Annotated in this window: 22 protein-coding genes and 1 pseudogene; 11 read left to right on the top strand and 12 right to left on the bottom strand. The window is 34.4% G+C overall.

Annotated elements, in window-relative coordinates; genetic code table 11:
• Positions 1–10: 10 nt before the first annotated feature.
• On the bottom strand, positions 11–331 hold the full coding sequence (rplU, locus tag FNOD_RS02270) for a 50S ribosomal protein L21 (RefSeq protein WP_011993623.1): 321 nt from the start codon (positions 329–331) through the stop codon (positions 11–13).
• A 313-nt stretch (positions 332–644) separates the two neighbouring features.
• Between rplU and FNOD_RS02275 the strand changes: the two genes are divergently transcribed.
• The 3 genes from FNOD_RS02275 to FNOD_RS02285 all read left to right on the top strand — a co-directional run bounded on the left by FNOD_RS02275 (position 645) and on the right by FNOD_RS02285 (position 2237).
• Positions 645–905 carry a stage V sporulation protein S gene (locus FNOD_RS02275; protein ID WP_011993624.1) on the top strand — a complete coding sequence of 87 codons (261 nt, stop codon included), beginning with the start codon at positions 645–647 and terminating at the stop codon, positions 903–905.
• A 35-nt stretch (positions 906–940) separates the two neighbouring features.
• Positions 941–1210, top strand: coding sequence for a hypothetical protein (locus FNOD_RS02280; RefSeq protein WP_011993625.1), 270 nt, complete (start codon positions 941–943; stop codon positions 1208–1210).
• Positions 1211–1322: 112 nt separating this feature from the next.
• Complete coding sequence (locus FNOD_RS02285; RefSeq protein WP_011993626.1) at positions 1323–2237, top strand: DUF1385 domain-containing protein; 915 nt, start codon at positions 1323–1325, stop codon at positions 2235–2237.
• Between the two features lie 234 nt (positions 2238–2471).
• Here FNOD_RS02285 and FNOD_RS09970 read toward each other — a convergent pair.
• The 9 genes and pseudogenes from FNOD_RS09970 to FNOD_RS02325 form a co-directional block, all read right to left on the bottom strand.
• A pseudogene (locus tag FNOD_RS09970) lies at positions 2472–3038 on the bottom strand (MraY family glycosyltransferase); the annotation flags it as partial.
• Between the two features lie 34 nt (positions 3039–3072).
• Positions 3073–3993 (bottom strand): phospho-N-acetylmuramoyl-pentapeptide-transferase, encoded by a 921-nt coding sequence (mraY, locus tag FNOD_RS02290; RefSeq protein WP_011993628.1) that lies wholly within the window; start codon positions 3991–3993, stop codon positions 3073–3075.
• Positions 3994–4048: 55 nt separating this feature from the next.
• Positions 4049–5320 carry a UDP-N-acetylmuramoyl-tripeptide--D-alanyl-D-alanine ligase gene (locus FNOD_RS02295; RefSeq protein ID WP_011993629.1) on the bottom strand — a complete coding sequence of 424 codons (1272 nt, stop codon included), beginning with the start codon at positions 5318–5320 and terminating at the stop codon, positions 4049–4051.
• 47 nt (positions 5321–5367) lie between these two features.
• Entirely contained in the window at positions 5368–6861 is a 1494-nt protein-coding gene (locus tag FNOD_RS02300; protein WP_011993630.1) for a UDP-N-acetylmuramoyl-L-alanyl-D-glutamate--2,6-diaminopimelate ligase, read from the bottom strand.
• Between the two features lie 209 nt (positions 6862–7070).
• Positions 7071–8510: a glycosyltransferase gene (locus tag FNOD_RS02305; protein ID WP_011993631.1), complete on the bottom strand. Its 1440-nt coding sequence runs from the start codon at positions 8508–8510 to the stop codon at positions 7071–7073.
• 6 nt (positions 8511–8516) lie between these two features.
• Entirely contained in the window at positions 8517–9422 is a 906-nt protein-coding gene (locus FNOD_RS02310) for a carbohydrate kinase family protein (protein WP_011993632.1), read from the bottom strand.
• 36 nt (positions 9423–9458) lie between these two features.
• Positions 9459–10304: a carbohydrate ABC transporter permease gene (locus FNOD_RS02315; RefSeq protein WP_011993633.1), complete on the bottom strand. Its 846-nt coding sequence runs from the start codon at positions 10302–10304 to the stop codon at positions 9459–9461.
• A gap of 27 nt (positions 10305–10331) precedes the next feature.
• Positions 10332–11180, bottom strand: a complete 849-nt coding sequence (locus FNOD_RS02320; protein ID WP_049751078.1) for an ABC transporter permease subunit — start codon at positions 11178–11180, stop codon at positions 10332–10334.
• A 147-nt stretch (positions 11181–11327) separates the two neighbouring features.
• A complete protein-coding gene (locus FNOD_RS02325) occupies positions 11328–12572 on the bottom strand; it encodes an ABC transporter substrate-binding protein (RefSeq protein ID WP_011993635.1) in 1245 nt (414 codons plus the stop codon).
• A gap of 352 nt (positions 12573–12924) precedes the next feature.
• Here FNOD_RS02325 and FNOD_RS02330 point away from each other — a divergent pair, with 352 nt between their 5' ends.
• The 8 genes from FNOD_RS02330 to FNOD_RS02365 all read left to right on the top strand — a co-directional run bounded on the left by FNOD_RS02330 (position 12925) and on the right by FNOD_RS02365 (position 20315).
• On the top strand, positions 12925–14145 hold the full coding sequence (locus tag FNOD_RS02330; RefSeq protein ID WP_011993636.1) for a glycosyltransferase: 1221 nt from the start codon (positions 12925–12927) through the stop codon (positions 14143–14145).
• Positions 14146–14196: 51 nt separating this feature from the next.
• Positions 14197–15300 (top strand): ROK family transcriptional regulator, encoded by a 1104-nt coding sequence (locus FNOD_RS02335; RefSeq protein ID WP_148202028.1) that lies wholly within the window; start codon positions 14197–14199, stop codon positions 15298–15300.
• A 12-nt stretch (positions 15301–15312) separates the two neighbouring features.
• The gene (gene udk / locus FNOD_RS02340) at positions 15313–15918 is read left to right on the top strand and encodes a uridine kinase (protein ID WP_011993638.1); all 606 of its coding nucleotides are present in this window, start codon (positions 15313–15315) and stop codon (positions 15916–15918) included.
• A gap of 74 nt (positions 15919–15992) precedes the next feature.
• Entirely contained in the window at positions 15993–17285 is a 1293-nt protein-coding gene (miaB, locus tag FNOD_RS02345) for a tRNA (N6-isopentenyl adenosine(37)-C2)-methylthiotransferase MiaB (RefSeq protein WP_011993639.1), read from the top strand.
• Between the two features lie 64 nt (positions 17286–17349).
• Positions 17350–18000: a hypothetical protein gene (locus FNOD_RS02350; RefSeq protein WP_011993640.1), complete on the top strand. Its 651-nt coding sequence runs from the start codon at positions 17350–17352 to the stop codon at positions 17998–18000.
• Positions 18001–18033: 33 nt separating this feature from the next.
• Positions 18034–18819: a 16S rRNA (adenine(1518)-N(6)/adenine(1519)-N(6))-dimethyltransferase RsmA gene (gene rsmA / locus FNOD_RS02355; protein ID WP_011993641.1), complete on the top strand. Its 786-nt coding sequence runs from the start codon at positions 18034–18036 to the stop codon at positions 18817–18819.
• Complete coding sequence (locus FNOD_RS02360) at positions 18803–19615, top strand: Cof-type HAD-IIB family hydrolase (RefSeq protein WP_011993642.1); 813 nt, start codon at positions 18803–18805, stop codon at positions 19613–19615. The genes rsmA and FNOD_RS02360 overlap by 17 nt, the downstream gene beginning before the upstream one ends.
• On the top strand, positions 19542–20315 hold the full coding sequence (locus tag FNOD_RS02365; protein ID WP_148202029.1) for a hypothetical protein: 774 nt from the start codon (positions 19542–19544) through the stop codon (positions 20313–20315). Before FNOD_RS02360 ends, FNOD_RS02365 begins: the two co-directional genes overlap by 74 nt.
• A gap of 39 nt (positions 20316–20354) precedes the next feature.
• Here FNOD_RS02365 and pyrE read toward each other — a convergent pair whose 3' ends face one another.
• Positions 20355–20942, bottom strand: coding sequence for an orotate phosphoribosyltransferase (pyrE, locus tag FNOD_RS02370; RefSeq protein WP_011993644.1), 588 nt, complete (start codon positions 20940–20942; stop codon positions 20355–20357).
• The gene (pyrF, locus tag FNOD_RS02375; protein ID WP_049751081.1) at positions 20930–21592 is read right to left on the bottom strand and encodes an orotidine-5'-phosphate decarboxylase; all 663 of its coding nucleotides are present in this window, start codon (positions 21590–21592) and stop codon (positions 20930–20932) included. The genes pyrE and pyrF overlap by 13 nt, the downstream gene beginning before the upstream one ends.
• Positions 21593–21633: the final 41 nt, after the last annotated feature.

Below are 21633 nucleotides of genomic sequence, written 5' to 3' on the forward strand. Positions count from 1 at the left end.
CACGCGTGAATTACTTAATTTCAATGTTCTCAATCTTTATAGTTGTGTACCACTGCCTATGTCCTTTTATAGTCTTGTGTCCTTTTCTTGGGATGAACTGACCAACGAGGATTTTTCTGGCTCTTGCGTGCTCAACAACAATTCCAGTGATAGTTACGTTCGTCAAGTATGGTTTACCAACAAGAACCTTACCGTCATCTGTCTTCACAAGAACCACCTTGTCAAGAACAACTTTGTCACCCTGCGCAACACCGTTCATCTTCTCCGTGTGTAGTAAATGTCCAACTTCCACCTTGTACTGTTTTCCACCGTTTTCTACGATAGCGTACACAAACCTTCACCTCCTGCGATTTTTACAGGTACTAAAACACGTAGGTTTAGAGACGTGCGGGTATCCCTAAACCGTTTCAAACGCGTTTTATGTACCTTTTTTTCTTAAAATAAACCAATGTTTATTTTACCACTGAAGTTTCGAAAGTAAAATAATTTTTTGTTACTCTTGTTTAACTTTTTGTTACTAAAAACAATTGGCAAGATTTTGGAAATTTTTTAGTTAAGATTTGATTTTTATAAAAATATGTGTTAAAATATATTCAAAGCTTATAAAAATATCACACTACAGAATTACAAGGAGGACAGGTACTATGGAAATATTAAAAGTCAGTTCAAAGTCAAATCCAAACAAAGTTGCGGGGGCTATCGTTGGTTCTCTCAAAAAGAACGGTAAAGTTGAAATTCAAGCTATCGGTGCAGGAGCAGTTAACCAAGCATCAAAAGCACTTGCCATCGCTAGAAGGTTCTTAGAACAAGAAAAACTTGATTTATACGCTGTTCCAGCATTCATTGAAATACAAATCGGTAATGAGACAAGAACTGGTATATCATTCAAAGTTTATATGAAATAATTATAACATTAAAATGGTAGGTTTTTAGTTGAGCAATGGAGGAAATTTCCGAAGTATTAAGTGAAGAATTAAAAATTATCGCAGAAGCTTGCATAAATGACGATAGAATCTTAGAAATTGTCACGTCAATTTCAAAGATGTCTGAAACAGAAAGAGATAATTTTAAAAGCAAAATAACAAGCTATTTTATGAAAAAAAACTCCAAAGAAGATATGGAAGCATACAAGTTTTACAAATTAATCCTTGAAAATTCAAATGCTCATAAGGTTATTGAATTGTACACTAAAATTGTTAGCTCAAAATGATTCAAATAATCATACCGGTGCCAAGAGGCACCGGTTAATTTTGAAAAATTTTTACATTCTTTTTATCTTTAACAAATATGTTCAAAAAATGTGAAAAAGTGAGGTGAATTAATTGAAAGTTGGAGGTCAAGCAGTAATAGACGGTGTTTTAATGATGGGAAAAAAAGTTGTCGTCGCAGTAAGAAAGAAAAACGGAAATATAGAAGTGCAAGAATTAGGAAGTGTAAGTCGAAGTTCTAAATGGTCAAAAATTCCGTTTGTTAGAGGTTTTTTTAGTTTGTTTTATTCTTTGTACTTTGGGATAAAAGCTATAAATTTAAGTGCAGAACTGTCTTCAGATGAAAAGATGAAAAAAAGTGAATCGTTTTTCTCGATACTTTTTTCAATAGTTTTAGCAATAGGTTTGTTCATAGTACTTCCAGCGTATTTAACAAAATGGTTAGGTTTTAAAAACAACGAATTCATTTTTTCTCTTGTTGATGGCTTCATACGTTTAGGAGTGTTTTTACTTTACGTTTACATCATTTCTTTATTCAAAGACGTGAAAGACGTGTTTAGATATCATGGAGCTGAACATAAAGCTGTTCATACATACGAAAATGGTGAAGAATTGACAGTGGAAAACGCGAGAAAATACTCAACTATACATCCAAGATGTGGAACAAATTTTGTGATGATATTTTTAATTATAGCTATTTTAGTACATAGCGTTTTCGGCATATTCGGTCCCCTCAACATGTTGAACAGGATATTACTAAGAATTTTAGTACTTCCAGTTGTTGCAGGGATTGCTTACGAATTATTACGCTTGTTTGACAAGTACCCATCATTAAGAATTTTAGCTGCTCCTGGTTTGCTTCTTCAAAGACTTACAACAGCCCAACCAGATGATTCACAATTAGAAGTCGCTATCGTTTCCCTCAGACACGCCCTTGGAATGTTCGAAATGCTTGATAGTGTTAATTTGGAAAACGAAAATAATAGCAGAAACGATAAAGTAGATGATCAACCCGAATTTCTTGGTTGATAGTATCGCAAACCCCAAGGAGAGAAGATAAGCATTAATTAGGAAAAAAACGTGTCCGAATTTTTTCACACCAATATGATGAAGGTGATAAGTATCAGGTTTAAAAGGATTCCTTCCCAAAAGTATCCTCCTCAAAAATGAGGAGGATATTTCATAAATAGGATATCCAAAAAACACTACCAATTTCAATATATCAACTGAGATTTTTCCAGCTGAATTCAAAAGAATATATGCAACTAAAAAAGCTCCTGAATCTCCCATAAATAAAGACTCTTGAAAGTTAAAAAATAAAAGTATTAGAAGTAATAATGCAATCTCAAAATTAAGTGTCATAAGTGAGTATATAATTGCAATTCCAATTAAAAGTCCGTTCACACCATCTATTAAATTAAACGCATTAACGATTACTATAAAAAATAGAAATGTGACTATTTTTGTAGTTAGATTATCAAATCCTAGAAAATATAAATGATGAGAATTTATGTAAAAAATTCCAGCAATAAATTGGAGCAATAACTTAAGATAATATGGTATCTCAAGTAAATCATCTATGATGCCTATAGCAAATACGATATAAAATACTACATCACTAATTATGTTATTTTCATAAATTCCTAATTTTGAGAGGAATAAAACCATTAAAAATAAAATTACGCCACCTATTAGTGGCACGGGTTTATTATGTTTTTTCCTTTCTGAAGGATATTCAAGCAGTAAACTAGTTTTATTAGAAAAAAAACTGAAAATATATACCAAGATTACTTCGAAAAGTATTATTAGCAAGAAACCGGTCATTACCATAGCAACATCTCCAAACGCTATCGCTGAGTTCAAATTATCGATTCAAGAAAAAAGCTATGTAAAAAATCGCTATCGCTAAATTCCACGCCGAGAAAACTCCGACAATTTTTTCTTCTTTCCAGCCAAGAAGTTCAAAGTGATGGTGAATCGGCGCCATCTTGAATAATCTTTTCCCTCTAAGCTTATAAGAACTAACCTGTAAAATAACACTTATTGTTTCAAGTAAGAAAATTGGTGTAAAGAATAATAAAGAAAGTTCATTGTTAGTCATGAGAGCATAAGTCGAAATGTAAGCTCCTAGTGCCAAAGAACCTGTATCACCCATGAAAACTTTCGCTGGTCTTGTGTTATAAACCAAGAAAGAAAGTAAAGGCATTATTATAACGAAAATCGCTTTATATTCCATAGAACTCTTTGAAAAAAACATGAAGGGAATCATACTTGTTACAAAAACCCATCCAGCGAGCCCGTCAATTCCATCGGTAAGATTTGTAGCGTTCGAGTATCCCGAAACTAATAACATTGTAAACAAATAGAATAACCAACTTGGCACCGTTATGCCAAATATACTACTCGTCCTGTATTGAAGAATTGTATAGGCAATCCATATAGAAAATAAGAATTGAAGAGCCAACTTTTGCCAAGCTCTCAAACCAAGTGAACGCTTCTTTACGATGCTCACAAAATCATCTAAAAAACCTATAAAGCCATAGAAAAGCAACGTAAAAATAAGCTCTTTGGGAAGTTTTAAAATTAAACCCGCAATTACTGTTAAAGATATAAAAACTATTCCTCCAGCGGTCGGTGTACCTTCTTTATAATTATGCAAATCTGGGCCCTCCTGGCGGATATACTGCCCAAGTTTGAGTTTTTTCATGTAATCTATGAACTTCGGGAATATGATTATCCCTAGTACAAACTCAGCTAACAAAGTTGCTGCACTGTATATATCCATTTCGCTAAACTATCCTCCTTTAAAATACTAAGAATCGTTAAAAATACCTAAATATCTAAAATTTTCGATTTAACACTTCTTCGACTATTTTATCAAGTTCAACAGCACGTGATGCTTTGAAATAAAGTACACCATCGAAACTATCGTTGATTAACCTATTGTTTAAAAAGCTTATAATTTCTTTATCATCTGCGCTTCTGAATATTATATTCGAACAGCTTATGTCCTTTGATTCTTCCTCTTTATCATAAACAACAACACCATCAAGTTGTTCTAAAAGTTCAGAAAGCTTTTTATGATAATAAGTTGAATATTCGCCTAATTCTTTCATAGCACCAACTATCGCATAACGCGGTTTAGGAAAATTTTCTAAAATTTCTTCTATGCCCGCTTTAAACGACTCATAGCTCGCGTTATAAGTATCATCAATTAAATATCCTTTGCTAAATCTGTGAACATTAAATCTCCCTTTTAAAGGTTTGTAATTCGCCAGGTTGAGCGGATTAAATAATACATCAATCATATCCGCAATACCAAAGGCTACTAAAGCAGATAAGGCCATCGGCTTTGTCCAATATCCAGGAAGCTGGTAATAAAATTCTTCGCCTTCATATTCAAAGGTAAGAATAGTTGATGAACCGTTGTATTCTCTTTTAGAAAGTATATAATCTCCGCCGGTAGTGCCGAAATACCTACATTTTGTACATCTCATTCTTTCATCGTCAAAATTTACCAATGCTTCTTTTGAATTTTCCACAATTTGCCACTTACCCTTGAAAATGTTTTCAACACTTCCTGCAACTCCAACATGAGCACTCCCCACATTAAGCAAGACCCCAATATCTGGCGGAAAAATTTTGCACAAGTATTCAATATCTCCAACTACCCTTTGAGCCATTTCGAGAATTAAAACAGATTCACCCCTATAAGAATTTATAATAGACAGTGGGAGACCTATTTCAGAATTTAAATTTCCTTCATTTTTGAAAGCAGATATTTCAGAACTTAAGACCGACCATACAATCTCTTTCGTGGAAGTTTTGCCATTTGAGCCTGTAATTCCTATAATCTTAGGCTTGAACTTTTCAACGATAGTCTTAGCTAATTGACCAAGAAATTCAACGGTGTTAGGAACGATTATTTGATTTTCAAATCCCGTATCTTTCTCAACAATAGCTGCATATGCACCGTTTTCAAAAGCGTGTTTTACAAAGTCGTGCCCATCAACATTGTTTCCTTTAATAGCAACAAATACATCACCTGGTTGGACTTTTCGTGAATCTATAACAAATTTATGACCAAATAAATCTGATAACTTCACAGGCACAAAATATCACTCCAGATTTTTATTCAATCTTCCAACATTTTATTTTTTCAATCTCTTGAATAATGGTTTTTGTTTATTTTCGATAGTATTATATCTAGCGCAACATCTCTATCTTTAAATGGAATTTTAAGAGTATCGCTGAAAATTTGATAAGGCTCATGTCCTCTACCAGTAATTAACACAACATCTCCACGGTTAGCTAAGGTAATTGCAGTGTCGATAGCTTCTTTTCTATCCAAAACAGTCAATGATAAAGAGTTTGGTCTAACACCTTTTTCAACCTCATTTATTATTTCTTCGGGATTTTCTCCTCTTGGATCATCTGTTGTGAGTATGGCGATATCTGCAAGTCTCGTAACTACCTCAGCCATCATTGGTCTTTTACCTTTATCAGCTTGCCCGCCGGCACCGTAAACAACAATCACTCTACCTTTGGCCAATTTTCTGGCACTACTGATAACTTTTTCAAGTGCATCCGGTGAGTGCGCAAAGTCTATTACAACTTCTATTCCCAAACGTCTTGCCTCAGGAATTGGTTCAAATCTACCATCTACACCTCTAAAAGAAGAAATATAACTTATTACTTCATCAATTTCATAACCTATTTCAACCAGACCAGCAAGTACTAGTGTAACGTTAAAAGCGTTATACTCACCTATCATCTGTGTGTAAACTTTTTTAGTACCATAAGGTGTTCTTAAAATAAAATTCGTACCATTCCATCCAGTTGTTATATCCGATATCTTGTATTGTGCGTTCTCATTAACTCCAAAAGTTACAAGATTTGGTACTTTTTTCCCGTTTAACAATTGTACATATTCTTCGTTGATAACAGCTATACCATCTTTCTTTAGTAAATCAAAAAGATGAAGCTTTGAGTTAACATAATGCTCAAATGTCGGATGGTAATCGAGGTGATCTCTTGTAATATTTGTTAAACCGGCAATATCAAATCTTATAGTCTCAACACGTCCTTGATCTAAAGAGTGTGAAGAGACTTCCATAGAATAATAGCTTCCACCGTTTTTGTGTGTTTTCGACATATTATCCATTATAGTTATTGCATCTGGTGTAGTGTTATGGACATAAAACTTATCACCTAGAATATCATTAAGAACCGTTCCAGAAAGGCTTCCATTCAATCCAAATTGTTGCATTATATGATGAAATAGGTGAGCACACGTTGTTTTTCCATTCGTTCCAGTAACACCAAATGTGATTAAATGCTGATAAGGATGCGAATAAAATTCTGCCGCTAAGTAAGCTTCAGCTAGTCTGCTATCGTAAACTTGAACGTGTGGGAGTTTCGTATTTATTTCCTCTTCGGTTACAAGAGCAATTACCATTCCTTCATTATAAAGTCTTTCAGCAATAGTATGTGAATCAAATTTTGAACCTTTTCTACAAATAAATAGTGTGTTTTCTTTTAGATTGTTTGAATTGTTCGAAATATGTTCAATGTCTTTATCGATTAATTCAGGCGGAATGTTTGATTTTACAACAAATTTTTCAATAGTTTCGATCAACTTACCTAATTTCAAGTTAATCACCTCTTCAAGAATAGTCTCAAACTGATCTTAGAAAAGCGAAATATCAAAAAAACACTATAAAAATTATAACACTCAACGAAAATTATTCAACTGACAGAAATATATTTTAAATTATAAAAACAGTATCCCCATCAAGGGATACTGTTTGATGAATTTTGGTTTTTTGTTATATTTACTATTTTTTGTATATCGATTGTCCATCAAATATTTTTTATCTTCTCTATAAAATTTTTGACATCATTTTTGATATATTCAACGTTAACATTAATATCTTTTAGGTCTTTTGAATTATTTATTGAATTTAAAATATTTTCAAGATATTTCTCAGCTGTGTTTTCCCAAGTATATCTTTTCGCTAATTCTATGGACTTAGAGTTATCAAATTGTGTTAATCCAATATATAATTTATGCGATATATCTTCAATATCTTCTGGGTCTATCAAAAGTCCCTCGTTGTTAGATAAAATTTCTAACGGTCCTCCATTCTTTGTCGCTACAACAACTAATCCACAAGCAGCTGCTTCAACTATGGCTAAGCCAAAAGGTTCGTATAAAGCTGGTAATACAAAAACTGAATGACGTTTTGCACCTATTCTGTAAAGTGCTGCTAAGCTCTGTTGATCCGCAATATTCAAGAAAAATATGCTTTTACCAATTTCACCTTTACTTTCATTAACTATCTCACGTAAAATTTCGGCTTCTTCATTATTATTTTCATCTATAAATTTCAGTACATCATCTATCCCACGAACTACAATAATAAGGTTCGCAGATTTTTTAAGTTTTTCGTTATTTAGAAATGCCCTTACAACGGCTATATGATTTTTTTTCCTATCAATACGACTTGACATAATTATAAAAGGTAATTTCTGTCTTCCAACCGATGTTTTTGATAGAACGTTTGTTACATATTTCTCTATTATCCCATCTTGGCTTTGTACTTCCGTATTGAAAATCTTGTGATTAATTCCTGGAGGAATAACTTTGAATTTATCACTGTAAGGATCTGCTGTGTATAATTTGTGTGAGTATTGTTCGTACCTTTCTTGAGATGTACTGCAAACGATGAATGAAGAGTATTTTATCGACAAATTCTCAGCTAATATCCGCACAGAAAATCTATATTTTTTCTCAAGTTCATTTTGGTCAAATCCGTTTTTCAGCATTTTTTCAAGTTTCCATGCACCCAAAGAATGCCCGGTAAAAGAAAATGGGATACCTGTTTTTTCAAAAAACAAAACACCGCTTATTCCACCATCTGCGTAATGTGTTGTAACAAAATCAGGGAACTCACCTTCTTTTTCGTATAATTCGTAGATTCTATCAACATACTCAGGAAGATACTTCCAAAGGTCTTCTTTCCTTAAAAACTTTTCGCCACCGAATGGAATTCTAACAATCCTTACGTTAGGCGAATCAGGGTAATAATCAAATGGCTCAGAAAATTCTGGCCAGTCTTTATCAATTATCTGTCTGGTGATGATGTCGACTTGTATACCTTTCGAAGTTATAGCCTTTGCAAGTTCTTTAACATAAACAAGTTGTCCACCAAAATCTGGATGCTCAGTTAAATGACTGTCATTCTTGTCAAAATTTCCTTGAGGGTTAAAAAAAGCTATTCTTTTCACTATATTCTTCATAATCTATCAGTCCTCCAAAATATCTCTGTTCAATTCAACATCAGCTCCAACAAAACCAAGTATGTAAGACGCAACTTTACTCCCTATTATACAAGATTGAACAAAATCTTTTCCATTTAATATTCCATAATACATTCCAGCCCAAAAGCCATCACCAGCACCCGTTGCGTCAACAACAATTTTTGCATAACTTGGAATATGGACTATTTCAGCTCCATCTGAAACATATGCACCATACTTACCAGCAGTTAAAACAACATTTTTAACTCCAGCTTTATGAAATTCACCTATGTAGTAACGCACGGCATCTTCTAATGGATAATCAACATCGCCAAACATAGCTATCGCATCGTCTAAAGAAGGTTTAGAATATGTAGTGTGTTTCAATATATAATTTATCCTATCTTTTGTTATTTTGCCACACTCGAATATTTTGTCTCTACAGTTTGGGTCAAAGCTTATTGAAATACCACTATTAATTGCCTTTTCCACAATCGAAATCGTTTTTTCAAAAGTCTCACTGAAAGAGATAGGCCAGCAACTCAAATGTAAAATTTTTATACCTTGAAAAATATCCTCACTTGGCAATTCTAAAAATCTATCTGCTCCTCTTAAAACAAAAAAATCAGGGCTTCCAGGAGTTTTTTGGACAAAGACAAGTGTGGTTCCAAAGAAATTATCTATTTGGATATATTTCGTATCCACACCATTTTGACTTAGTTTATCTATAATTCGTTCACCAATAATGTCATTCCCAACTTTGGAAAGAATCCGTGTAGGAATACCCAACTGAGCAAGGTACCGTGCTATATTACCGGGTGAACCGCCTATTTTCAGCTCAAAATGCTCGGCAGCATCAAAAATTTCTTCTGTAATCATATCGGCAAGTAATTCACCTACAAAAAGTACCATCAGACAGTCCTCCTGATAACATACATTTTTAATCTCTTAACCTTTCACTGCACCTGAACTCAAACCTGCGATTATTCTATTTTGGAATATTAACACAAGTACCACCAAAGGTACGGTAACAATTACCGCAGCCGCCATTAATTGTCCCCAAGGTTGTTCGTATTGACTTCTACCAGCAAACATAGCTATTGCAACTGGAACTGTGTAAAAATCTGGTTTTTGCATGAATGTAAATGCAAACAAAAATTCATTCCATGCACTGATAAATGTCAGCAATCCTGTAGCGACAAGTCCTGGTGCTGACATTGGAAATACAATTTGAAATAGGGTTCTGAGCCTTGAGCAACCATCTATTGCCGCAGCTTCCTCTATCTCTTTTGGTAAATCTCTAAAGAAATTCTGTAATATCCAAGTTGTTAAAGGAAGTGTGATAGCAACATACGGAATTATAAGTCCCTGATAAGTGTTTATAAATCCCAGTTTTCTAAGTATAACAAACAACGAACCTAATATCGATATCTGAGGGAACATACTAACTGAAAGAATCAAAGCCATTACTATCGCTTTTCCTTTCATCCTAAGCCTTGCTATTGCATACCCTGCAAATGAACCAAAAATAAGAGTTGTTATAGTTGTTATACCGGAAACTATTATACTATTTATTATATTAACGTGGAATGGTCTTTCTTGGAATACTTTCACATAATTTGAGAACGTTGGAGACTTTGGCCAAAGTGTTGGATTGGACTCAAACAATTCGATATTGGGCTTAAGCGAGGATATAACTGCCCAGTAAAATGGAAAAATACACCAAACCAACACAAAAATAACAGCTATGGAAAGAACAATTTTGTATATTATTTTCTTAGTTTTAGTCGACATTTTCTTCACCTCGCTAACCAAACAAAATCAATCAAGTTGCAGTTTTAGTGATTTTATATAAATAATTGCAAATATCGATATAAGCAAGAAAATAACAACCGAAAGTGCAGATCCGTAACCAAACCATGCGCCTGTAAATGCTCTATCCATAAGCAATACCCTATTGTAAACAGCAAGAGTTTCAGTATTAACACTTCCACGGGTCATTATAAACACTACGTCAAACACTCTCAACGCATCCAAAGTTCTGAAAATAAGTGCAACTGCTATAGTAGGCCTCAACATCGGGAGAGTTATACTTGTAAATCTTTTCCATAAGTTTGCTCCATCTATTCTTGCTGCTTCGTAAAGCTCTTCAGGAATTAGTTGAAGACCCGCTAAAATTAAAAGAGCCATAAACGGTGTTGTTTTCCAAACGTCAACGGCTATAATTGCCCACATAGCTGTTTTTGGCATTCCAAGAATAGGAACCCCTTGTTCTATAATTCCCAAATTCTCAAGCCATTTTGATATTATTCCACCTTGATCGTTGAACATCCATTTCCACATCTGAGAAGAAATCGCTGTTGGAATAGCCCATGGGATAAGCATCGCAGCCCTTACCATACCTCTAAGTTTAAACGGCTGATTGACTATTAGCGCAATCAACAAACCAAAAGCGGTTTCTAACGCCACAGAAACAACAGTAAAGAATATAGTATTTTTTAGCGCGAATACAAACCTTTCGTCTTTAAATAGTTCAACATAATTTTGAAAACCAACAAACTTTCTTTCTATATCAGGCCTAAGTCCAAATTCATAAAAGCTGTCATAAAAAGTCTTAAAGAGTGGGAAAAACGCTATGATAGAAATAACTAATATAGCAGGGAAAACCATCCACCACGCAATTACCGTCTCTTTTGTTTTGGCTTTCAAGGATTTCACCTCCTGAATATATTTACAAAAACCGGGGACTTTCGCCCCCGGCGGGAATATAAAGGTAGTGGGAGCTAAAAATTGTTGCCTAAATATTAAAGTACTAAATTATTTACCGAGGACTTTGTTAAGTTCTTTGGCCATGTCTTCTATCGCTTTTTGTGCCGTTGTTTGTTGTGTCAAAGCTGCGTGGACATACTTTTGAATTACATCAGAAATTTCGCTGTATTTCGCTGTCCTTGGTCTTGGAACTGCGTTAATAAACATTCCATAAAGTTCAACCATAAATGGTGCAGCTTTCTTAAGTTCTGGGTTTTTATAAACATCCATCATTGTTGGATTTTGTCCTGCATTGATTGCTTTGTAAAGCTGCTCATCATAGCTTGTAAGGAATTTTACGAGTTTCTTCGCAGCTGCTTTTTCTTCAGGTGTTGCATTTTTATTTATACCAAGCATCCAACCGCCAAGTGTTGCCGCAGACTTTCCAGATGGACCTGCTGGAAGTGGTGCAACTCCAACTTTACCAGCGACCTTTGATTCTTTTGGATCATTCAAAAGTGCCCAAGCGTATGGCCAGTTTCTCATAAATACCGCTTCACCATTTTGGAATTTTCTTCTTGCTTCTTCTTCCATATACGTTGTAACTGCTTGTGGTGATACCTTTTCTTTGTAAATCAAATCAACCATGAACTGCAAAGCTTTAACAGCCGCTGGACTGTTAACAACAACGTTTCCCGCGTCATCAAGCACATCTCCGCCGAATGATACAAGGTATTCCATGAAATCACAAACAAGTCCCTCATACCTTGCGCCTTGCCATACAAACCCGACCATATTCTTTTCTTTTGCTGTGATTGTCTTTGCCATCTTTACAAGTTCATCCCATGTCTTTGGAGCTTCTTTAAAACCGTATTTTTGGAGAAGGTCTTTACGATAGTACAAAAGCCCAGCATCTGTAAACCATGGCACTGCAACAGTCTTTCCACCAACTGTTGCTGCCTTGACTGTACCAGGTAAAAACTTACTGAGTTCAAAATAGTCTTTATCAGCTGTTAAATCTTCAAGATATGGAGCAAATTCTGCTGGCCAGATAACGTCAAGCATGAGTACTGTTGGTTCTTTTTCCCCCGATGCCAAATATGTGACATACAAATCATGTCTTTCTGTAGAAGAATTTGGCATTGGCATAACGGAAACTTTGATATCAGGGTTTGCTTTCATAAACCTGTCAAGTTGCGCATAAAGAACCTCAAGTTCCTTTCCTACCGCTCCCGCTGTCATTGTGATGGTAACCCTGGAAAACGTTACCACTGATAAAACTAACAATAAAGCCACAAATACAAACTTCTTCATACAAACACCTCCCAGTTTTAAGTGTAGGTATGTTCGAATTTCAAAATGAATATACCATATAATCTTTCAAACCACAAAATATTGTTTTTTCAAAATAATCAAAGGACAAAAGTGAAAAAATTAATATTACGCTTATAAACGTTTTTTATATAGTTTTTTAATCAAAAAAAATGGATTTTTGGTATGATGAAATATGCATAATATGTTGTAAAATAAATTCCGATAATATATTCGAAATTCGAATATATGTGTGGAAATATTGTTTCATTTTCCACAGTTCAGTTGAAAAATTAGGTCTTCATTCAAATACTTTAATTTTTTAATTCTAAAAACCAAGAAGGAGGTTATTAAGATGACGGTTGAACTTCCAGTGAAGAAACTTAGCGATTACAGTGTCTTTGCCAAAGATGATGTAGAGAAGATATTCGAAATTGGAAAAAAGATGAAAGGACTTAAAGTTGTTCACGTAAATGCAACAGCGTACGGTGGCGGAGTTGCGGAACTTCTGATGACAATCGTTCCACTAATGCGTGATGCTGGAGTTGATGCGAGTTGGGAAGTACTTGAAGCTCCTATGGAATTTTTCAATGTTACAAAAAAACTACATAACACACTCCAAGGTGCAGATATTGAAATTACTGATGAAGAATGGGCCCTTTATGAAAAAGTTAATGAAGAAAACGCGAAAAAACTAAATTTAGATGCAGATGTTATTATCATTCACGATCCACAACCTGCTTATATACCGCTTTACAAGAGCGGAAATGCACATTACATCTGGAGATGTCATATAGACACAAGCACACCAAATTTGAAAGTGTGGAACAGACTTACATCCAAGATGAATATGTACAAAAAAGCCCTTTTCCACATAATGGATTACGTTAGAGAACCATTTGATAAAATAGCTGTTGAATTTCCACCTAGCATCGATCCACTAAGCCCCAAGAATAGAGAAATGTCAAAAGAAGAACTTGAAAAAATAGCGAAAACGTATAATATAGACATGACAAAGCCATTAATAACCGTAGTTGCAAGGTTTGATCCGTGGAAAGATTTATTCTCATCTATAGATGTATATAGAAAAGTTAAAGAGAAATTTGACGTACAACTCGCAATTGTTTCCGCAATGGCAAAAGATGATCCGGAAGGCTGGATTTTCTTTGAAGATGTGCTTAGATACGCAGGTACCGATAAAGATATTCTTTTCTTAACGGACCTCAAAGGAGTAGGGCACTTGGAAGTTAATGGAATTCAAAGATTATCCACAATAGGTTTACACACAGCTACGAGAGAAGGGTTTGGACTTGTTATAAGTGAAATGATGTGGAAACAACATCCAGTTGTCGCAAGACCTGTTGGTGGTGTTAAAATACAAATAGACGATGGTATAAACGGATACCTCAGAAACGATGTAAATGAACTTTCTGAAGCTATTGTGGACCTGCTTAGTAATAAACAAATTCTCGAGAAAATGGGAAAGAATGCAAAAGAAAAAGTAAGATCGACTTACTTATCAACTGCTCATGTTAAGAGATATTTTGAAGTTATAGAAAGTGTGATTAATGGTTGATAAAATAATTATCAAAATAATTATTTAGTTACAAACGCTGGGGGAATTTTGTTGAAAAATGAAGCAAAGATACTTCTCCAAATCTTGCGAAATAAAACAATTCGTAGGAAAGAACTCGAAGAAATTATCGATGTTACCCCTTCAACTATGACTTATTTACTTGATAAGCTAAAAGGTTATATAGAAATTGAAGAGGGGGATACCAACCTTGGTAAACCCCCTCAATTCATTTCGCTTTCAAAAGACGCCTGGAAAGTTTTGTCTATAAGTGTTGGGCGTGAAAAAATTCGTGCCATACTTTACAATGCCAAAGGCGAAGAGCTTGAAAGGTCAGAATATCGTGTTAAACACGAAAATCTCTCGAACGATGGTATAACAAGTTTAGTCAAAAACATAATTGACAAATTTTATGATTATGATAGTATCGGTATAGCTTTTTCTGGTAATGTCGTAGAGGATAAGGTCTACTCTACTATACTAAAACTTGATAAGTACGATCCTGTAAAGTCTCTAAAATTAAAAAACCTTGGAATTCCTTATGTTATCATATCTGACGTGGAAGCAATAGCCGCATACGAATCAAAAACAACTGGTAATGATAAAGTTTTCGTACTGAATTACGGAACAGGTATAGGTGCATGTTACTATGAATATCATGCACTTTTTACTCGTGATGAATTCAAAGTTATACCCCTTGGTCATATTTATCTAAATGGTGAAGAAAAATGTTACTGCGGAGCTAAAGGATGTCTTGAAACTGTTGCGTCAGATTACGTTGCGGTGAAAAATTACTTAGGTCAAAATATTGATTTCGTTCATTTTATAGAAAACGAAGAGACTTTCTGGGAAGAATTGAAAGATGTAAGAAACCTTTATAAACAGAATGAGGAAGTCGCTGAACGTGTCTATTCTCAAATTATTGACAATCTTGCGTTTGTTGTTGGGAACATAAGTATGATACTTGGACTTGATGAGATAACTTTGTACGGTGAAGGAACTTCAACTTGGTTTGCAAACAAGCTTGAAAAAAGAATAAATGAATTATCGAAAAATTTCAACGTTAGAGTACGACATGGTAAAGTTATGGATGTTGTTGAGAGAGGAACTTCCTTGGAAGCTGCCGTTGCTTTTGTAAGAAAAAAATTTTCAAAATAAGGGGTGAGCTGTGTGTACATAATATTAATTGGTGGAGGTACAGGTTCCGGAAAAACAACGGTTACGAGAAAAATAATGGAAAGGATAGGTAACGAAAAATGCGTTATGTTACCTATGGATAATTATTATAGAGATATGTCACATATACCATTAGAAGAAAGAAAAAAGTATAATTACGACCATCCCGATATGATTGAACACACACTTATAGTTAGACACGTGAAAGAGTTACTATCTGGGAAATCCATTAATTTACCAGATTATGACTTTGCACAGTACACAAGGACACAAAATTTCACAATAATTGAACCAAAGCCAATATTGCTTATAGAAGGTATATTCGCGCTTTACTACGAAGAACTTCGAGCACTCGCAGATTTGAAAATCTTTGTTGACACCGAAGGGGATGAACGTTTTATCAGAAGACTTCAAAGGGATATTTTTGAAAGAGGAAGAACAATAGAATCAGTTATACAACAATACCTTAGCACTGTTAAACCAATGCATGATGCTTACGTTGAACCCACAAAAAAACATGCCGATATAATAATTCCGAAAGGTGGATATAACGAAAAAGCAATAGATGTAGTTGTTGAATTTGTACAAAATTTAGTGTAAAATTAAATAAAGAGTTAGGCATAGCAAAGAAAATATAAAAAGATTAATTAGAATAAAAGATATGGAGGTATAGAATGAAGGTTCATATTTTTACTTATGGTTGCCAGATGAATGAAAATGATTCGGAAATCGTTAAACAACTTTTGAAGGATGAAGGTATTGAACTAACCGATGACGAAAATGATGCTGATGTTGTGATTTTAAATACGTGCGCCGTTAGAAAGAAATCAGAAGAAAAGGTTTACAGTCATATAGGCAAATTAAGAAAAAAAGGTAAAAAAATTGGAATAATGGGTTGCGTTGCTGAAAAAGAAAAAGAAAACCTCTTTAAAAGAGGTGTTTCTTTTGTTATAGGTACGCGTGCTCTTACAAAAGTTCCTGATGCAGTTTTGAATGCTAAAAATGGAAACAAACAAATTTATCTTGAAGATACGTTGGATGAAATCGAGTATCATAAAGTCGAAACACGTTCATCAAACCACCATGCTTGGGTAACAATTATACACGGTTGTGATAGATTCTGTACATATTGTATAGTTCCATACACACGTGGAAGAGAAAAATCTAGACCAATCGACGAGGTACTTAAAGAGGTAGAATCTCTTTCACAAAGAGGATACAAAGAGTTCACGTTCCTTGGTCAAAACGTAGATGCTTACGGAAAAGATTTAAGAGATGGCACATCTCTCGCAAAACTGCTTAAATTAGCCTCACAAATTGATAACGTCAAAAGACTTTGGTTTTTGACATCTTATCCAACGGACTTTTCACTTGAAATTCCAAAGGTGATGCTCGAAAGCGAAAAAGTCGCGCGTTCAATTCACCTTCCGGTACAACACGGAAGTGATAAAATTTTGAAAGCTATGAACAGAAGATACACACGGCAAGAATACATTGATTTGATTAACGAAATTCGAAAGATAGTACCAGATGCATCGATATCAAGCGATATAATTGTTGGTTTTCCTGGTGAAAATGATGAAGATTTTGAAGCTACTGTCGAACTTGTTAAGTTATTGAAATTTGAAAGATTAAATTTAGCAGTCTATTCTCCACGTGAAGGTACTGTCGCGTGGAAATATTTAAAAGATGATGTGCCTTATCAGGTTAAAGTCAGAAGGATGTCGTATCTTCTAAACCTTCAGAAAACTATAAATAAGGAACTAAATAAAAGCTACCTTGGGAAAGAAGTTGAAGTTATCGTGGAAGCACAAGCAAAAAATGGCTTGTTCTATGGAAGAGATATCAGAAATAAAATAATTTCGTTTGAAGCTAACCCGGAATCGATTGGTAAAAATGTGATTGTAAAAGTGAATAAAATATCCGCAGGGCCTTTGTACGGTGAAATTAAAAAAATCTTAGACTAATTTTGGAAATTCTAATGAAATTTTAAGGTTTGTGTGTTATGCTTTTTAACGGAGGTGATAATTCATGAATATTACAAAAAAGCTCATACTCAATATTACTATTTTCATGGTTCTTTTAGCTCTTTTATCAAATCACGCAATGGCTGCTGAGTATGTTGTAAAAGTAGACAACATGCAATTAGGTACTGTGAAAGTACAGGAGACAAAAAATGGCTGGATAAGTGTCAGTGAAATAGAGTATGGTGAAAAGTATGTTGTTGAGGCAAGAACATTGTATGGTAAAAATGGAATGTTCCAAATATACGAAGCAACTTTCAAGACAAACAACGAAGTTGTCGCAAAAATACTTGGTACAAACAAAAACGGAAGAGTAGGTATAACACTTTATATGTATTATAATCCAAAGTCACCATCTGTTAAAACATTCAATTTTGATTCACCAAACTTTGTAATTTTAGACAATAACTTTATAATCCCTCATTTTGAGATGATGTTAAGAATGCCTCAACCGACAATGAATATTATCATTCCACAATCGTTGTTTGACCCATCAAAAACGGAAAAGGCAACAGGTATTGCTCAACTTAAGAGAATTTCGAAAGATAAATACAGCTTTTCATACGAAGGAACGGAAATAACTATAACGACAGACAACTTTGGAATTGTGAAAATGGAATACTCAAATGGAATAACAGTTGAAAGGGTGAAGAAATAACTGAAGACATCAGATTTCTTAAAAAAATATGGTGTGACACTAAAAAAATCACTTGGGCAAAATTTTCTTTCAAGCGAAATTTATGCAGAGAAGATAGTAGGACTTTCTAACGTAGAAAAAAACGATACGATACTTGAAATAGGTGCTGGAGCAGGAACTCTAACAGTTGCACTGGCTAAAACCGGTGCAACTGTTTTTGCTATTGAAATAGATAATCGAATGGAACCGATACTGAAAGAAAGACTTGAAAAATACGATAACGTAAAAATAATATTTGAAGACTTCTTAGAAATGGATATATCCTTTCTTCCAAATGGATATAAATGTATTTCGAATATTCCATATTATATAACGGCTCCTATATTAAAAAAGCTTTTATTTACAAATTTCAGTATGCTAACTATAATGATGCAAAAAGAAGTCGGTGAAAGACTACTTGAAAAGCCTGGTAGTTCTAACAGAGGTTTCTTAACAGTTGTACTACAAACTGTTGCCGATGTTGAGAAGTTATTGTTGGTTCCAAAAAGCGCATTCGTACCAAATCCCGATGTCGATAGCATTGTGCTGAAAATCACAAAGAAAAAAGAATTCCCATTTTCTAATTTATCTGAATTCGAAAGTTATTGGACCTTCGTTTCAAATTCGTTTTCACAGAAAAGAAAGACAATTTCAAATAACTTAAAATCTATGGGAATGGCAAAGGAAGAAATTGAGAACTTACTTAAAAACTTAAACATTAAAACAAATGCACGACCTGAAGAATTATCTACTGAAGAATTCTTAAGCTTATGGAGGATGGTTTATGGTAAGGAAAACTAAAACTTTTGTTTTTGACCTTGATGGTACGGTACTAACTCCAAAAAACGAATTTCCATTAGAAACAAAAGAACTGATAATGAATATTCTAAAAAAAGGCGACAATGTCGTTTTCGCAACTGGCAGAATGCACATTTCAGCCAAAAAATTACTTGATAGAGTTTTCGGAGAAGATGTTTTTCCAATAATATCCTACAACGGGGCCGTTGTTTATGTACCAGATAAAGGCTTCATATTTGAAAAAACTCTTGAATTATCAACTGCTCATAAGGTAATTGATTTCTTTAGAAGGAACAATATCCATGTCCAAACTTATGTAGAAGATATTCTTTATACGGAAAAAGATAACGAAGAAATAAAGTTATATTCTAAGCATGCTGAGGTACCATACACTGTTGTTGATGATTTAAAAGCAATTCATCAACCCCCAATAAAAATCCTTGGAATTGGCGATCAAGAACTTCTTGACCGTTTAATTCCAGACTTGAAAAACGTTGTTGGAAATTCCGCGACAGTTTTCAAAAGTTTTTCTATATTCCTTGATGTAGTTCCCGCTGATGCAAATAAAGGTATCGCTCTTCGTTTTCTTGCCGATTATCTTAAATTCGATTTAAGTGAGACTATAGTTTTCGGAGATAACGAAAATGATATCTTCATGTTTGAAGTTGCAGGGCGAAAAATTGCAGTATCAAACGCTGTGGAAAAACTGAAAGAGGTGGCTGATTTTGTCAGTAAATCCAATGAAGAAAACGGTGTGTACTTTGCTTTTACTCAGCTTTTTCCTGAGTACATCGTTTAGCGCAAATTTCTATAATTTTTATAGTAAAAAATTCATCTCAGACGAAAGATTAGAATATATACTAAAAGATGTAAGTTTACTTACATTAGGAAGTCTCGGTAATCTATCGTTGATAATCGACGTTGGAAAGTACGTAGGAGCTCATGTTAAAAACCAAGGATACGCATATTATATTATGGGTCCTATCGATTCACTCAGTATAGACGATGAAGATTACTTTTACCGTGTAAACAAATCTCCGTTTATAACAGCTGATGTTTATGAAAAATTCGCAACAGGTTTATCTATCGCAGGTGTAATACCTGTTTTCGACGGTAGAGGTAAGATAGATACGAATCTCGTCTCATCGCTGATAACTCGAAAGCTTACATACCCTGTAATTGTAGAAAGTTCTGGTAAAGCAAATTTACTAAGAAATTTAGGTTATACCGGGGTTTTTATATTAGAAACAAGTGATGGTTACGAATTTTTGAACGGAAGATACACACCGCTTTATTGGAGTATAAGTTTACCGAATGGTGAATCTATCAGAAGAAATGTACTTCTAAATTCCATAATATACATCAGTCAAGGAGATATTAAAATTAAAAAGCCGTTTTCAAATAATGGAATTGTTGTATTTTCAGATGAAGAGTTTGTAATTGAAGAAGCTAAAAAAATTTTGGGAAAAAAAGCGGGACCCGGTAGGATCCCGTGGTAAAATTGAAAGCATTTTTCAATCCAGTTATTGATTTAAAAATTATTTTTTTATATTTCTGCTCCCAGGCTTTACAGCTGGAATATTCACTTTGCAAAGTGGGCATTCTTCTGGTTTATAAGTTGGGAAGTCAAATTTTACAAGATACGTGTATTTTTTACCACTATCTTCGAATGGATTTTCCTTCCCCGATCTGTTTATTATACTTGCAAAGCCAACGACTTCTGCACTGTATTGATTAACAACTTCAACAACCTCAAATGTAGATTTTCCAGTTGTGACAACATCTTCGACAATCAAAACTTTGTCATCTGTTGTTAAATCAAATCCTCTTCTTAATTTCATTACTCCATCTTCACGCTCAGTAAACATAGACCTTACTCCAAGGAACTTTGCGACTTCGTATGCAACTATGACACCACCAAGAGCCGGACCAATTACAACTGTACACTCTATACCTTGCTCTTTTACTTTCTCAGCTATCAATCTCCCAATTTCTTGACCATATTCCGGATATTCAAACACCTTTGCACATTGTACATAATTCGTTGAGTGAAGTCCCGAAGAAAGTATAAAATGTCCTTCCAAAAGTGCTTGTGTTTTCTTTAAAATTTCGATTACTCTTTCCATATTTTCACCTTCTCTTTAATCTCCCTAATTTTTCCTTCAGGGTCATTCGACTTATAGACTTCCCTACCTATGACTGCAAAATCAGCTATACCAAGTATATCCCACAAACTCACAACATCTTTTTGATCATCTTTCCCCTGCTGCATCCTTATACCAGGTACAAGAATCTTTCCACCTATGAATTTTCTCATAACAACAGCCCAAGTACCAGGTAAGACAAATGATGAACCTAATCTCGAAAGTCCGATGATAATCAGTTTAAAATCTTCTAATTTTCCGGGCAGTGACGTAAGTTTAATAACCGAAAAGATATGTTTATCAGTTGATTCAAGCGCTGCGCGGACAGCCTCTATTCCGGCATTCGCATGTACGGTAAAGCCAACTATTCCAGGATGGTCCCAAGATTTTATCGATCTAGCGACAGTCGAGGGAATATCTGAAAATTTCAAATCTAATATAACCTTATAACCCATTTCGTACAATGTATCGATAACTTTTTTACCGTTCACTGCAAGGTTATGTCCAACTTTTACGTAATCAAAACTTCCATATTTTTTTATAAACTCAATAGGTTCTTCCATATCCAAACTTAGCACAGGTTCGGTCTTAACGTACAGCTTCGTCTCAAAATTTTCAAGCTTTTCCCCCATGGTGCCAGTATCATTTAAAATACTAAGCATAAGAACATCCT

The sequence above is a fragment of the Fervidobacterium nodosum Rt17-B1 genome (assembly GCF_000017545.1).
GTDB lineage: Bacteria > Thermotogota > Thermotogae > Thermotogales > Fervidobacteriaceae > Fervidobacterium > Fervidobacterium nodosum.

Excerpts from the sequence above, each read along its gene's own strand:
- FNOD_RS02275 (WP_011993624.1), top strand. The coding sequence starts at position 645 with ATGGAAATATTAAAAGTCAGTTCAAAGTCAAATCCAAACAAAGTTGCG.
- FNOD_RS02280 (WP_011993625.1), top strand. The coding sequence starts at position 941 with ATGGAGGAAATTTCCGAAGTATTAAGTGAAGAATTAAAAATTATCGCA.
- mraY (WP_011993628.1), bottom strand. The coding sequence starts at position 3,993 with ATGGATATATACAGTGCAGCAACTTTGTTAGCTGAGTTTGTACTAGGG.
- FNOD_RS02305 (WP_011993631.1), bottom strand. The coding sequence starts at position 8,510 with ATGAAGAATATAGTGAAAAGAATAGCTTTTTTTAACCCTCAAGGAAAT.
- FNOD_RS02310 (WP_011993632.1), bottom strand. The coding sequence starts at position 9,422 with ATGGTACTTTTTGTAGGTGAATTACTTGCCGATATGATTACAGAAGAA.
- FNOD_RS02315 (WP_011993633.1), bottom strand. The coding sequence starts at position 10,304 with ATGTCGACTAAAACTAAGAAAATAATATACAAAATTGTTCTTTCCATA.
- FNOD_RS02320 (WP_049751078.1), bottom strand. The coding sequence starts at position 11,180 with ATGGTTTTCCCTGCTATATTAGTTATTTCTATCATAGCGTTTTTCCCA.
- FNOD_RS02325 (WP_011993635.1), bottom strand. The coding sequence starts at position 12,572 with ATGAAGAAGTTTGTATTTGTGGCTTTATTGTTAGTTTTATCAGTGGTA.
- FNOD_RS02330 (WP_011993636.1), top strand. The coding sequence starts at position 12,925 with ATGACGGTTGAACTTCCAGTGAAGAAACTTAGCGATTACAGTGTCTTT.
- miaB (WP_011993639.1), top strand. The coding sequence starts at position 15,993 with ATGAAGGTTCATATTTTTACTTATGGTTGCCAGATGAATGAAAATGAT.
- FNOD_RS02350 (WP_011993640.1), top strand. The coding sequence starts at position 17,350 with ATGAATATTACAAAAAAGCTCATACTCAATATTACTATTTTCATGGTT.
- FNOD_RS02360 (WP_011993642.1), top strand. The coding sequence starts at position 18,803 with ATGGTAAGGAAAACTAAAACTTTTGTTTTTGACCTTGATGGTACGGTA.
- pyrE (WP_011993644.1), bottom strand. The coding sequence starts at position 20,942 with ATGGAAAGAGTAATCGAAATTTTAAAGAAAACACAAGCACTTTTGGAA.
- pyrF (WP_049751081.1), bottom strand. The coding sequence starts at position 21,592 with ATGGGGGAAAAGCTTGAAAATTTTGAGACGAAGCTGTACGTTAAGACC.